Raw genomic sequence first — 13,831 nt, 5'->3', positions numbered from 1 at the left:
ATTTTTATGGGTTTTGGAGCCTCTCGTTTTGTACTTGACACTTCTTTTGATGTCTGGTTTAGTGAGTCAGATCCTGCAATCGAAGCTTTGGATGATTTCCGGGACCAATTTGGAAGTGATGATGGTCTTTTCATTGTCTACGAGGCAAAAGATGGCGATGTTTTCTCAAATAAATCGCTCACATTAATCGCAGAGATAACAGAGTCTCTAGATAATTATGAGCAAATCAGTGATGATGAATGGCTTAATCAGTATGGTTTAACCCTAGATATTGTTGAATCACTTACTCACATTAAACGCGTTCAATCCTTATCAAACATTAGAATTCAGAAAAATGATGACGATGTTTTAAGTTCGCCTCGCTTAGTGCCTAAAAATATTCCAAGTGATATAAGTAAGTTAAGTGCAATTAGTTCTGAGGCAGATGATCAGCCTTCTCTTGAGCTATTTATGTTTTCTAAAGACCATCGTTTTGGGGCAATCTCTATAAAAACTGATTTTGGCGCTATTCCAGTTTTCCAAGAGTCTGATGACGACTCCTCTCTTTTTTCTGATGATGACTGGAGTGATGATTTTGATGCCAGCATGGATGATAGTGCTGTGATTCAAAAAATCGAATACCAGCCTGACGAGCCTGCCCTTTATATCCCCTTTATGAAGGCTATAACAGCAATCACAGAGCAGCCAAAGATGACTGAACACTTTAAATTTTATCCGATTGGCAACTCTGCAATGATCTCGTTAGCTATGGATACGCTTATCCAGGCTGCATTCTTACTGGTAGGAATGGTAGTAATCATTAACCTCTTGCTTTGGACTTTGTTTCGCTCTGCCAGCGCCGTTGTTCTGCCTCAACTTGCAATAGGCCTAAGTATTTTGTTTGTAATTGGTGGGCTGAGTTGGTTGAATTTAGCATCAACAACGCTTATAGCTCTAACAGTAATGCTTGTAATTGCAGTAGGTGTTGCCGACTGTGTACATGTTATGAGCTCCTACTTATTTTTTAGGCGAGATGGGAAGGAGCACGATGAGGCTCTTTCAAAGGCTTATGGCAAAACTGGTGTTCCTATACTCCTGACTACTATAACAACGATGGCAGGCATGTCTTCACTCGCCGCAACAGGCATGCCGATGTTCGTGCAGTTTGGTCTTTCTTCCGCAGCAGGCGTTTTTTTTGCCTTCCTTTACACAATTTATTTGCTACCCGTTTTGTTAAATTACTGGCATCCAATGCAGATTAAAAAATCAAGTAATGAAGATACTTATAACAAAAAAGGAATTAGAGCTCTGGCTTTATTGTTGAAATCAAAGCTATTAAGTTTTTTATGTTTCTTTGCAAAACCTCTATTAAGCGCATCAAAAAAAGTTGGCTTGACCTGGTTAGTGAGCGCAGAGTGGCTCCAGCCGTTATTAGATAGAATCCCAGCTTTTGTAGAGCGTTTTCGATACATGATTGCAATCATGTTTTTTGGTGGGTTTATCTTGTGTTTGTATGGCGCAACGCAAGTGAAAATAGACTCTAACCTAGTTGAGCTTTACTCTGAGGATGTTCCAATTGGTCAGGCATACGACATTGTTGATGACAATATGATGGGGACTGGAAACATGGTCATAGTTGTTGATACTGCTGTATCTGATGGAATCATGGATCCTGCGGTCTTAAGTTCAATGGATAGACTTCAGACTAAAATTGAAGATAGTTATAGTGATTACATTATCCGTACAAATTCCCTAGCTGACCTCGTTAAAGATACTCACGCGATTATGCAAAGTTCAGAGGAATTCAGAACTATTCCCGACAGTCAGATTGCTGTCTCCCAGCTCCTTTATCTCTTTAATAGCTCCAATCCAGAGGAGCGAAGAGCTTTAGTCAGTGATGATTTCAGTAAAAGTCATATTAGTGTGCAGCTAAGGAATGCAGGATCAGAAGAATACAAAGATTTTTTTGATGAGATACAGACGGATATTAATAATGAGTTTAATAAGCTGACAGCAACCTACCCAGAACTCAAGGTTCAAATTACTGGCTCATTTGCATTGATGATGAGGCTAGCAGATGATATCAGCAAGAATCAATTCAAGAGTTTGGCGATAGCTGCAGTTGTCATCAGTTTACTCATGATGTTGACACTTGGTTCATTGCAGGCAGGTGTAATGTCGATTGTTCCAAACCTAATTCCAGCGACATTGGCCTTTGGATTGATGGGTCTGCTTGGCATTTCGCTGGATACAGATACGCTCATGATTGCACCTTTAATTATTGGTATTGCGGTCGATGATACAATTCACTTTATTAGTCATTACAGAATGTCACTCGCTCAAAACCACAACATGAAAATTGCGTTGGTTGAAACCATTAAAGAGGTTGGACAGGCAGTTACGTTTACAACGCTCATATTGGGTTGCGGGTTTTTTATGCTAACCTTTAGTGACTACTTAGGATTAGCCAAAATAGGAGGCTTTGGCTCCTTAGCGATTTTTGTAGCGCTGCTATGTGACTTGTTGTTTTTCCCTGCACTGATAATGATATTTAAGCCCAAATTTGGCCAGAAAGATGTCGATGATAATTTAAACTTTATAGAGGTTTCAAAATGAATAAAACAGTTAGAAATGATTTGAACTTAAAACTGCTCATGTTAAGTTTTTGTGTGGCAATGTTTAGTCTAAATGTCAGTGCTGATAGTGATATGAGCGCTAGAGAAATCATGGAAAGGGTTGACGAAGAGTCCAGAAAATCGACAGACTCTGCGTTCACTAGAATGAAGTTAACGACTTGTAAATATGGCAAAAAGGATGGCAAGATTAAGTGTGCTGAAAAGCCTCGTGTTAAATTAGTCGAGAATGCACAAATCAATACTGGCATTGATGACAAGGACACCAAGAGTGTCGCAATCATTCTTGAGCCAGCAAGTGAGAGGGGAATTGGAATGCTCTCTTACAGCTATGATGACAGTGACAGAGATAATGAGACTTGGCTCTATTTGTCTGCGCTTGGAAAGGTGAAGAGAATAAGTGTCAGAAATAGTGATGATGAGGAGACTGAGTCGGCTAGTATTTTCGGAACTGAAATGACAACAGAAGATCAGGAGTCTGGAAAGCTCGATGACTATACCTATGAATTACTAGAGCAAGGCAAGTTTAGAGGTCGTGACGTTGCCGTCGTTGAGTCTATACCAAAGCCTCATCGACTCAGTAAAAGTAGTTATGGAAAAACTCAGAGTTGGGTAGATACTGAAAGATTCATTACCTTGAAGGTTCAAATGTTTGATAAGAACTCCAATCCTATTAAAAAGCTTGAGGTAGGTAAAGTTGAAAAAATTAATGATGTTTGGATGGGTAGAAGTTTGACATTTTTTAATACTGTCAGTAACAGGCTAACCAACATGAAGCTTGAGGCTATCAATTTTGATATGGACATTAAAGAGGATTTTTTAACTCAGAGAGCTCTTACTGATCAGGCCTTCAGAGAGAAATATCTGAAAGATCTTCGCAAACAGGCTAAATAAATCGTAAGATGTTAAATAGTGTTCTAAGACAATTAATATTTGTAATATTTGGCTTTACCTTCCTAATGAATGTAAATGCAGACAACTCATTTTTTGATGACGATATTGTTTTTGATGAGTCTGAAGGAGATTTTGATGAGTGGTCTGATGATAGTGATATCTTTGGAGAAGAAACTGCTATTAAAGAGAAGCCATTATCCTGGCTAGATCTTGGAGTGACTCAGAAGTGGGGCTTTAATCCTGCGAGTGATTACAGCACCACTGAAGAAAGAACAGAGATTATGCTCGGAACTAGTGGGAGTGTCTCTGATTCAGGCTATGGAGAGGTTGAATTAAAGGCAACCAAATACTGGCCAAGTGATAGCAATTATTCAACTGAAAAAAGCGATTTAGAGGTTGAGCAGGCTTTTTTACAGTTTAGTTTTGATGACTGGAGCACTAAGATAGGTAAACATACCATTGGGTGGGGTGAGCTCGAAGGTGGAGCACTTGATGTTGTTAATCCTTCTGGAGGATTAACAGATCCTTCCATGATTCCTCAGTGGTTTTTGAGTGCAACACGTTATTTTGATCATAGTGATTTAAGTTTTTTTTACAACACGAATCCAAAAGTTTCGAAGAGTAGTCTCCTTATTCTGAAAAACGATACCTATGATGAATTTGGAATGCGATACGGCATTAGCAGTGAGGGGAGTGATATGGCATTTTATTTGGGTCAACTAGTGCCCAATGATGCGCTGACTAATCTTACTGATGGACTGGTTTATGCAACTCCTTATCAATTAATAGGTTTTGGAATGAACAAGGCTTTTGATGACTTCTTGCTTAAATTTGATATTGCCCTCAAGAATAATGTTCAGCACAATCGAACAGGACAATTTATTAAAGTAGATCGGGTTGATTGGGACTTGGCATTTGATATTCAGAACGATGATAGGCAGTGGCTTATATCTATTAATTCTCAGTATCTTTTGGATTATGCTAATGATTATTTAACGCCTTCAATTTTAGGTGTTGGTGTTGGCGCAAAACGAAATAATATGAGCTACATGGCCAGTGTCAGTGATAAGTTTGGAAATTCTGATTGGAAATGGGGATTATCAAATGTCATATCTTCAAATAATGACCTAAATCTCAGCTCAGTATCTCTAGATTGGGACATTAATGATCAGTGGCAAGCTTCTTTTAGTGGGACCTATATCGATGCTAAAGATAATCGTGCTTTTGCTGCATTAGATGATTATCAGAGGGTTAATTTAGAAATTAAGTATCAATATTAAGATACAGTGGCCTTAAGTTAATAGGAAAGACTGTTGCAACACTATAAAGGCCTTATCCAGAGTGGTACATAGTATAATTTACGCATAATAATTTAACTTAACATCATGTTAGAGAGTAAGCTTTTAAGAGGGAATATTAATTTTGTTGTTGAGCAGCTCAAAAGAAGAAATTTTTCTTTTGATGTTGATGAATACAATGAACTTGAAAATCAAAGAAAAATCATCCAAGTTCAAACTCAAGAATTACAAAATTTACGAAACACCAAATCAAAGTCTATCGGACAAGCAAAGGCTAGTGGGGAGAATATTGAGCCACTTTTGGAAGAGGTTTCAGAGCTTGGTGATAAACTTGATAGTGCTAAAGATCAATTACAGGAAATCCAGTCAAAGATTAACGAGATAGTTTTATCGATACCTAATATTCCTCACACTTCAGTTCCAGAGGGTATCTCTGAAGATGATAATGATGAGGTTTTCAGCTGGCCAGAAAAGGGACCAGCAACATTAGACTTTGAACCTAAGGATCATGTTGATATTGGTGAAATGCATGGAATAGACTTTGCTGCTGCAGCTAAGATTTCGGGTTCAAGGTTTGTAGTTATTACTGGTAAGCTTGCAAAACTTCAACGCGCTCTAACTCAGTTCATGCTGGATCATCATACTGAAAAAAATGGATATACAGAGACTTATGTCCCCTATCTAGTTAATTCAGACTCCCTAATGGGTACTGGCCAATTACCTAAATTTGAGGCAGATTTATTCAAAACTCATCTACATGGTGAGGAGGGAGAAGCAAGAGCTTTGTACTTGATACCTACAGCTGAGGTTCCTGTGACAAATCTTGTTAGAGATTCAATCTTGAAAGCATCTGACTTGCCAGTCAAATTTGTTGCTCATACACCTTGTTTTCGATCAGAGGCTGGTTCCTATGGAAAAGATACTAGAGGATTAATACGCCAACATCAGTTCGAAAAAGTTGAGCTAGTGCAAATTTCAAAACCCTCTGAATCATACAAAATTCTTGAAGAGTTGACAAGTGATGCTGAGGGCATTTTGCAGTTATTAGGTCTTCCATATCGCAAAGTAGTCCTTTGTTCAGGTGACCTCGGTTTCTCATCAGCAAAAACTTATGACTTAGAGGTATGGCTACCAGGTCAAAATGCCTATCGTGAAATTTCTTCTTGTTCTTGTTTTGAGGCTTTCCAGGCCAGAAGAATGCAGCTCAGATGGAAGAACCCTGAAACGAATGAGACTGAGTTTTTACATACACTCAATGGATCTGGCCTTGCAGTTGGCAGAACATTGGTTGCAGTGATTGAAAATTATCAAAATGCTGATGGAAGTATAACCATACCAAAAGTCTTACAGGGCTACATGAAAGGCCTAACTAAGATAAAATAACCCCTTTACAATTTTTGGAGCAAAAAATGAATTTACCACCAGAACTCTTTCTGATAGCAATGTTTGTGCTTATGTATTTTTTACTTATCAGACCGCAACAAAAAAGAGCTAAAGATCATAAAAACCTTCTAAAAGCTTTGAAGAAAGGCGATGAAGTTGTAACGAATGGTGGAATTATTGGAAAAATTACTGCTGTCGACGAGTCTTTTGCTGAATTGGAAATTGCCTCGGGTGTCTCAGTAAAAGTTCAAAAGCAAGGTATTAACCAAAAAATGCCTAAAGGAAGTGTCAAGTCAATGACTAAGTCTAGCTCAAAAGCTAAGTCTAGCTCAAAAGCTAAATCAATCGAGAAAAAAGAAAAATAACTATAAATAAGTTTCTATGAATCATTACGCAGGATGGAAAAATGCACTTATCGTATTTTTCCTTTTCATCTCAACTCTCTACGCTATTCCTAATCTTTATGGGTCGGATTTAGCGATCCAAATTACCGGTACTGGTGACTATGTAGTTCAAGAAAAAGATCTGAAAAGCATAAATGAGACACTTTCTGAGAATAGTGTTGACTATAAATCTGCAATAATTGAAAATAATAATGTTCTAATTAGGTTTAGTGATTCAAAGTCTCAATTAACCTCTAAAGCTCTGTTGAAGGATTCATTGAATAGGAATTATGTTGTTGCGCTTAATCTTGCGCCTTCAATTCCACAATGGCTCTCAAGTTTAGGTGGCAGGGCAATGTCTCTAGGGCTTGACTTGAGAGGTGGTGTTCATTTTCTACTTGAGGTCGATATGAATGCAGTTACTGCAATGGCTATGGATCGTTATTACAACGAATTAAGAACAACTCTTCGTGAGGATAAGCTTTATAAAAAAATTCGTAAAGATGAAGATATTCTTGTAGTTAGCTTTAAAACTGAAGAACTTAAGAATGAAGCAAAAAAGGTTATAAAAAGCGATTTACCTGATTTGATTATTGCGGAAGGAAGCGAGCAAGCATTAGAGCTTGGTCTTGAAATTTCTTCAAGCGCACAAGCAGCTGCAAAACTAAGTGCATTAAAACAAAATATAACAACACTAAGAAATCGTGTTAATGAGTTAGGTGTCGCTGAACCAATCATTCAACAACAAGGTACAGAGAGAATTGTTGTCCAATTGCCAGGCGTTCAGGATACAGCAAGAGCCAAAGAAATCTTAGGTGCAGTCGCGACTATCGAGTTTAGAATGGTCGATGAGAAAAATGATGTACAAACAGCTATTCAGTCAGGAAAAACACCGGCTGGATCAAAAATATATAAATTTAAAGATGGCCGACCTTTGCTTCTGAAAACTAACGTCATAACGACTGGTGAAAATATAGTTGACGCTTCATCAAGTATGGATGAAAACAATCAGCCCAGCGTCAGTATAGTCCTGGATAGCTCTGGTGGAAGATCGATGTTAGATACTACTAAGGAGTTTATTGGTTACAGAATGGCGGTAGTGTTCATTGAGAACAAAGTTGAAACAGTTTTAGAGGAGGGTATTGCTGTCAAAAAGCGAAGTAAAACTCAGGATATTATTAATGCTGCAACAATACAAGGAACATTTTCTAACCGTTTTCAAATTACTGGCCTAGATAGCTCTAGAGAGGCTACAAATCTTGCTCTTCTCTTGAGGGCTGGTTCACTTTCAGCGCCAGTTGAAATTATTGAAGAGAGAACAATAGGCCCAAGTTTGGGTGCAGATAACATTCAAAAAGGCCTTATTTCTGTTCTTGTTGGTTTTGCTTTAGTATTAGTTTTCATGGGATGGCGCTATCGCGTTTTTGGCCTTGTTGCAAATCTAGCATTAACAATTAATTTAATTACAATAGTATCTATCTTATCCTTAATCCAGGCAACCCTTACTCTGCCAGGTATAGCCGGAATCGTTTTAACTGTGGGTATGGCTGTAGATGCGAACGTATTAATCTTTGAGCGAGTAAAGGAAGAACTGAAGGCTACAAAAAATATACAAAAGGCTATATCTGCAGGCTATGAAAAGGCACTGCTAACAATTGCAGATGCCAACATCACCACGCTAATAGCGTCCATAGTATTATTTAGTTTTGGCACTGGAGCAATTAAAGGTTTTGCTGTAACGCTATCGATTGGAATTATTACATCGATGTTTACTGCCATTATTGTTTCCAGAGCAGTGATAAATATTATTTATGGCGGTAAAAAAATTGAGGAGTTGGCAATATGAGTCTAAGATCATTAAATATTCCTGTGATTGACTTTGTTGGCAAGCGGAAGTATGCCATGATTTTTTCTGCAGTCTTATTAGTTTTGTCTATTGCTTCTATAAGCTTTCAAGGCCTAAAGTTTGGAATTGACTTTACAGGTGGAACATTAATAGAGTTAGGCTATGAAAAAACAGCCGACCTTGAAGATATCCGTTTAAAACTTTCAGAGGGTGATTTTAAGGGAACTAATGTTCAATATTTTGGTTCAGATACAGAGGTGCTGATTCAACTTGAGCCTCAGGAGGTCTCAAGTGCAAAGCTTAGCTCTTCAATCATCAGAATGCTTGGTGATGGCATTGATGTAAGAAGGGTAGAGTTTGTAGGCCCCAAAGTTGGCGAAGAATTAACAAATGACGGCGGCCTTGCAATGCTATATGCGCTCATAGGTATTTTGATTTATGTCGCATTTAGATTTGAATACAGATTTGCCTTAGGCTCTATAGCGGCCCTTGTTCATGATGTGATAATTACGTTAGGTATTTTTTCAATTTTACAAATTGAATTTGACTTGACTGTTTTGGCAGCAATTCTTGCTGTAATTGGTTACTCTCTTAATGACACCATTGTTGTGTTCGATAGAATTAGAGAAAATTTTCTCTCTACACGCCAAGTTGAGGCTGAGCCTATCATCAACGAGGCTCTTAATCAAACGCTATCGCGAACATTGATGACCTCACTGACGACCTTGTTGGTTCTTCTAGCATTATTTTATTTAGGTGGCGAAGTGATTCATAGTTTCGCAGGTGCATTATTGATTGGAGTTATTATTGGTACTTATTCATCAATATATGTTGCAAGTTCAATGATCCTTGCGCTCGGAATTTCGAAGGAAGATATGCTTCCTTCAGAAAAAGAGAAAAAAGAGATCGACGCTAGACCTTAATTATTTTGAATCGCTAAACTTTTCAAAAACTAGACACGCATTTGTACCGCCAAAGCCGAAGCTGTTTGAAAGTATTCGATTCAGTTTAATATTTTTGGTCTCAGTTACAATGGGCATTCCTTTCGCCTCATCGTCAAGATTTTCAATATTCACGGACTCAGCAACAAAGTCATTTTGAAGCATTAAAAGTGAGTAGATTGATTCGTTCACACCAGCAGCACCTAATGCGTGACCCGATAAGGATTTTGTAGATCCAATAAGTGGTATTGTGCTATCACCAAATACTTCCTTTATGGCCCCTAGCTCTTTAAGGTCTCCTACAGGAGTCGACGTTCCGTGAGCATTAATATAATCAATTGGTCCTTTAATTCCGTTAATTGCAATTTCCATACATCTTTTTGCACCTTCACCAGAGGGCGCCACCATATCATAGCCATCAGAGGTTGCGCCATAGCCAACTAGTTCAGCAATGATATTTGCTCCTCTTGCTTGTGCATGATCCAAGGATTCAAGTACAAGAGCACCCCCACCGCCTGAAATAACAAATCCATCACGATCGGCGTCAAATGCGCGTGAGGCTTTATTAGGAGAGTCATTATATTTTGAAGAAAGAGCTCCCATGGCATCAAACAACATAGTAAGAGACCAGTCCAACTCTTCACCACCACCTGCAAAAACAACATCTTGTTTCCCAAGTTGAATTTGTTCCATCGCATTACCAATACAGTGGGCACTAGTTGAACAAGCTGAGCTGATAGAGTAATTAATACCTTTAATCTTAAATAACGTTGATAGGCATGCAGATGTTGTAGAGCCCATTGTCCTTGGAACACGATATGGCCCAACTCTCTTAATACCTCTGTCTCTCAAAATATCAGCTGACTCAACAATATTTTGGTTTGAAGCACCACCAGATCCCATAATTAAACCAGTTCTCTCGTGCGATACCATCTCTGGGCTAAGTCCAGATTCTTTAATGGCTTCGTCAAGCGCTAAGGCATTATATATAGCTGCATCGGCCATAAAGCGAAGCATTTTTCGATCTATTACATCACTTGTATCAATTTCAGGAATAGAACCATGAACATGGGATCTTAAACCCATTTCTGAATATTTTTCACTAAACTCAATTCCGGTTTTTGCAGACTTAAGGGACTCTAATACTTCAGACTTATTTATGCCTAAGCTACTAACAATACCCATGCCAGTGACAACAACTCTATTCATCAGAATGCTGAAGTATCAGTAAACAATCCAACTCTTAGATTGGTTGCCTCGTAAATGGTTTTTCCATCAACTTCCATCGTAGCATCAGCTATACCCATATATAGTTTTCTTGCGATAACACGTGAAAGGCTAATGTTATAGGTGACTTTTTTGCTTGTAGGCAATACTTGGCCTGTGAATTTCACTTGTCCAGAGCCAAGTGCACGCCCTCTGCCTGGACCCCCTAGCCATCCGAGATAAAACCCAACCAATTGCCACATAGCATCAACACCAAGACAACCTGGCATGACTGGATCTTCATTAAAGTGGCAATCAAAAAACCATAAATCTTTATGAATATCAAGTTCAGCAGTCATTCCTCCCTTGCCATAATCTCCACCATTTTCATTAATCTCAGTAATACGATCAAACATTAACATGGGTGGTTGTGGTAGTTGGGCATTTCCAGGTCCAAACAATTCTCCTTTGCCACAAAGGATTAAATCTTCATAAGAGTAGCTATTTTGCTTCATAGAATTTGAAATATCTTGTTTTGAATGAATTTTAACATAGTTGAATTACGCTTAAAATTCAACTTAAGGCTTAAGGTCAGCAATAATATCTTCAACATTTTCTAATCCAACAGAAATACGAATTAGGTTTTCAGTGATATGCGTTTGTTTTTTTTCATCATCACTAAGCCTAACATGAGTCGTGGATGAAGGATGAGTAATAGTCGTTTTTGTATCACCCAGGTTTGCAGTGATTGAAATCATTTTAGTATTATTAATGAGTTTAAAAGCCTCTTTTCTGCCACCCTTGACCTGAAACGAGACAATTCCTCCAAAACCTGACTGCTGTTTTGAAGCAATCTCATGATGTGGATGGTTATTTAGGCCGACGTAGTGAACTTGTTCAACAAATGCTTGACTCTCTAGCCAGCTTGCAAGTGTCATCGCACTTTCACAGTGTGCCCTCATTCTAAGATTAAGTGTTTCAAGGCCCTTTAGAACAATCCAAGCATTAAAGGCACTTAAGGTAGGTCCAGTACTTCTCGTAAATGAGCTAATATCATCAATAATTGAGGCTTTGCCTGCAACCGCACCAGCAAGGCATCTTCCTTGGCCATCAATATATTTGGTTGCTGAATGAATCACTAGATCTGCACCCAAAGATAAAGGTTTTTGAAGAGCTGGCGACATAATACAGTTGTCAACTGCTAAAACAATATTATTACTTTTTGCAATAGACGAGAGTTTTTTGATGTCTACCACTTCACCTAAGGGGTTTGAAGGAGTTTCTAGCAGAAACAATTTTGTATTTGTTTGAACATTTGAGGCCCAATCATCAAGATTTGGTAGATCAACAAATGTGACTTTGATTTCAAATTTTTCAATAATATCATTAAGGAGAACAATGGTCGTCCCAAACATACAACGAGAGGCCACCATATGTTCACCCGGCTTAAGTATTGTCATGATAGTTGCAAAAATAGCTGACATACCGCTTGCTGTAGCTTGGCACTTCTCGGCGCCCTCTAAGGCTGCTAATTTGTTTTGAAAAGCATCAACTGTTGGATTTGTAAATCTAGAATAAACGTTACCCTCTTCCTTTTTATCGAATCGTTTTGCAGCTTCTTCAGCACTATTAAATTTGTAGCTTGAGGTTAAGAATATTGCAGCCGAGTGCTCTTGTTCATTCGTAGGCTCGTGTCCTTCACGAATTGATTTGGTTTGAAAGCTTTTTTCAGTCATGATTTTGTCTGTTTAGTCAGCATCATTGTAGATCAATTCTGAGCTTTCATTCGTCATATTGGTTTCTTTTGCTTTGTCAGATCTAATGGCTTCAAGGTTATCTAGGTAGGGTTTGTCAATGTCATTAGTCAAATAATTTCCATCAAAACACGAACAATCAAAAGATTTGATATTAGGATTTCCTTGCTGAACAGACCATATCAGGTCATCCAAGTTTTGATAAATGAGTTTATCTGCTCCAATGACTTTGCATACTTCATCAGTTGTTTTTTCATGAGCAATAAACTCATTTTTACTTGCCATATCAATGCCATATACATTTGGGTAGCGAACTGGAGGAGCGGCTGAGGCGAAGAAAACTTTTTTTGCGCCAGCTGCTCTTGCCATCTGAACAATTTCTTTGCTGGTGGTGCCTCGTACAATTGAATCATCAACGAGAAGAACGTTTTTATCCTTGAATTCTAGTTCGATTGCACTGAGTTTTTGACGTACTGATTTTTTCCTTTGTTTTTGCCCTGGCATAATAAAAGTTCTGGCAATATATCGATTTTTTATAAAGCCCTCTCGATATTTAATATCTAACTCATTAGCCAGCTGAAGCGCCGCCGTCCTCGAAGTGTCAGGCACAGGCATAACAACATCAATTTCATCCCTAGGCCATTGAGATTTAATTTTTTCTGCAAGTTTTTCACCCATTCTTAGGCGTGATTTATAAACTGAAATATTATCAATAATAGAGTCAGGCCTTGCAAAATAGACAAATTCAAAAATACAAGGAGAGAGCCTCGAGTTATCTGAGCACTGATGGGAGTGGACTTGGCCTTTGCGATCAATCACTACTGTCTCGCCAGGGTCAACATCGCGTGTAATCTTATATCCAAGAGCAGTCAAAGCAACGCTCTCTGAAGTTAGCATATATTTAGTACCCTCTGTAGTAGTTCTTTCACCAAGTATCAATGGTCTGATTCCGTTAGGATCTCTAAATCCAAAAATTCCATAGCCTGGGATCATTCCAATAGCTGCATATGCCCCCTTTACTCTTTGATGGAGCTTAGTTACTGCTTTAAAAATATCTCTTTCATTGATTCTATGTTTTTGCTCTTCAGCAATTTCACTTGCCAAGATATTCAGTAGAATTTCGGAATCTGAATTGGTATTAATATGACGAAGATCTTGCTCAAAAATTTCTTGAGCCAGAGTTTCTGCATTGGTAAGGTTGCCATTGTGTGCAAATGCAATTCCATAGGGTGAGTTGACATAAAAAGGTTGCGCCTCAGCCTCTGAAGAGCTTCCTGCAGTTGGATAGCGTATGTGTCCAATACCCATATCACCTATCAGTTTTTCCATATGCTTTGTTCTAAATACATTTCGAACAAGGCCATTACCCTTTCTCATATAAAAACGACCTTTATTGGCTGTTGTTATTCCTGCGGCATCTTGACCGCGATGTTGAATAATTGTTAATGCATCATAGATGTATAGACCAACATCTTTTTTAGTTGTGGAGAGAATACCAATAATTCCGCACATAT

The 13,831-nt window shown here is 38.3% G+C and carries 11 protein-coding genes; 7 read left to right on the top strand and 4 right to left on the bottom strand.

Going from position 1 to position 13,831, the window contains the following annotated elements:
• Window positions 1–6 precede the first annotated feature (6 nt).
• From W908_RS07700 to secF, 7 genes are all read left to right on the top strand, one after another.
• The gene (locus W908_RS07700) at window positions 7–2,595 is read left to right on the top strand and encodes an efflux RND transporter permease subunit (RefSeq protein ID WP_053820811.1); all 2,589 of its coding nucleotides are present in this window, start codon (window positions 7–9) and stop codon (window positions 2,593–2,595) included.
• Window positions 2,592–3,506, top strand: a complete 915-nt coding sequence (locus W908_RS07695) for an outer membrane lipoprotein-sorting protein (RefSeq protein WP_020028023.1) — start codon at window positions 2,592–2,594, stop codon at window positions 3,504–3,506. The genes W908_RS07700 and W908_RS07695 overlap by 4 nt, the downstream gene beginning before the upstream one ends.
• A gap of 8 nt (window positions 3,507–3,514) precedes the next feature.
• A complete protein-coding gene (locus tag W908_RS07690) occupies window positions 3,515–4,786 on the top strand; it encodes a hypothetical protein (RefSeq protein WP_053820623.1) in 1,272 nt (423 codons plus the stop codon).
• 105 nt (window positions 4,787–4,891) lie between these two features.
• Window positions 4,892–6,187 carry a serine--tRNA ligase gene (serS, locus tag W908_RS07685; RefSeq protein WP_053820622.1) on the top strand — a complete coding sequence of 432 codons (1,296 nt, stop codon included), beginning with the start codon at window positions 4,892–4,894 and terminating at the stop codon, window positions 6,185–6,187.
• Window positions 6,188–6,213: 26 nt separating this feature from the next.
• Window positions 6,214–6,552, top strand: coding sequence for a preprotein translocase subunit YajC (gene yajC / locus W908_RS07680; protein ID WP_053820621.1), 339 nt, complete (start codon window positions 6,214–6,216; stop codon window positions 6,550–6,552).
• A 16-nt stretch (window positions 6,553–6,568) separates the two neighbouring features.
• Window positions 6,569–8,416 carry a protein translocase subunit SecD gene (gene secD / locus W908_RS07675; protein ID WP_053820620.1) on the top strand — a complete coding sequence of 616 codons (1,848 nt, stop codon included), beginning with the start codon at window positions 6,569–6,571 and terminating at the stop codon, window positions 8,414–8,416.
• The gene (gene secF, locus W908_RS07670; protein ID WP_053820619.1) at window positions 8,413–9,339 is read left to right on the top strand and encodes a protein translocase subunit SecF; all 927 of its coding nucleotides are present in this window, start codon (window positions 8,413–8,415) and stop codon (window positions 9,337–9,339) included. Before secD ends, secF begins: the two co-directional genes overlap by 4 nt.
• On the opposite strand, the gene fabB is transcribed toward secF, so the two are convergent.
• From fabB to purF, 4 genes are all read right to left on the bottom strand, one after another.
• On the bottom strand, window positions 9,340–10,566 hold the full coding sequence (fabB, locus tag W908_RS07665; RefSeq protein WP_053820618.1) for a beta-ketoacyl-ACP synthase I: 1,227 nt from the start codon (window positions 10,564–10,566) through the stop codon (window positions 9,340–9,342). It abuts the gene before it with no gap.
• Window positions 10,566–11,078, bottom strand: coding sequence for a 3-hydroxyacyl-[acyl-carrier-protein] dehydratase FabA (gene fabA, locus W908_RS07660; protein ID WP_020023761.1), 513 nt, complete (start codon window positions 11,076–11,078; stop codon window positions 10,566–10,568). The genes fabB and fabA overlap by 1 nt, the downstream gene beginning before the upstream one ends.
• A 63-nt stretch (window positions 11,079–11,141) precedes the next feature.
• Window positions 11,142–12,299: an O-succinylhomoserine sulfhydrylase gene (locus W908_RS07655; protein ID WP_053820617.1), complete on the bottom strand. Its 1,158-nt coding sequence runs from the start codon at window positions 12,297–12,299 to the stop codon at window positions 11,142–11,144.
• 12 nt (window positions 12,300–12,311) lie between these two features.
• The gene (purF, locus tag W908_RS07650; protein ID WP_020023759.1) at window positions 12,312–13,829 is read right to left on the bottom strand and encodes an amidophosphoribosyltransferase; all 1,518 of its coding nucleotides are present in this window, start codon (window positions 13,827–13,829) and stop codon (window positions 12,312–12,314) included.
• Window positions 13,830–13,831 lie beyond the last annotated feature (2 nt).

Origin of the sequence: Candidatus Pseudothioglobus singularis PS1 (genome assembly GCF_001281385.1) — a bacterium.
GTDB classification, from domain to species: domain Bacteria; phylum Pseudomonadota; class Gammaproteobacteria; order PS1; family Pseudothioglobaceae; genus Pseudothioglobus; species Pseudothioglobus singularis.
This window is presented reverse-complemented; position numbering and strand designations above follow the sequence as displayed.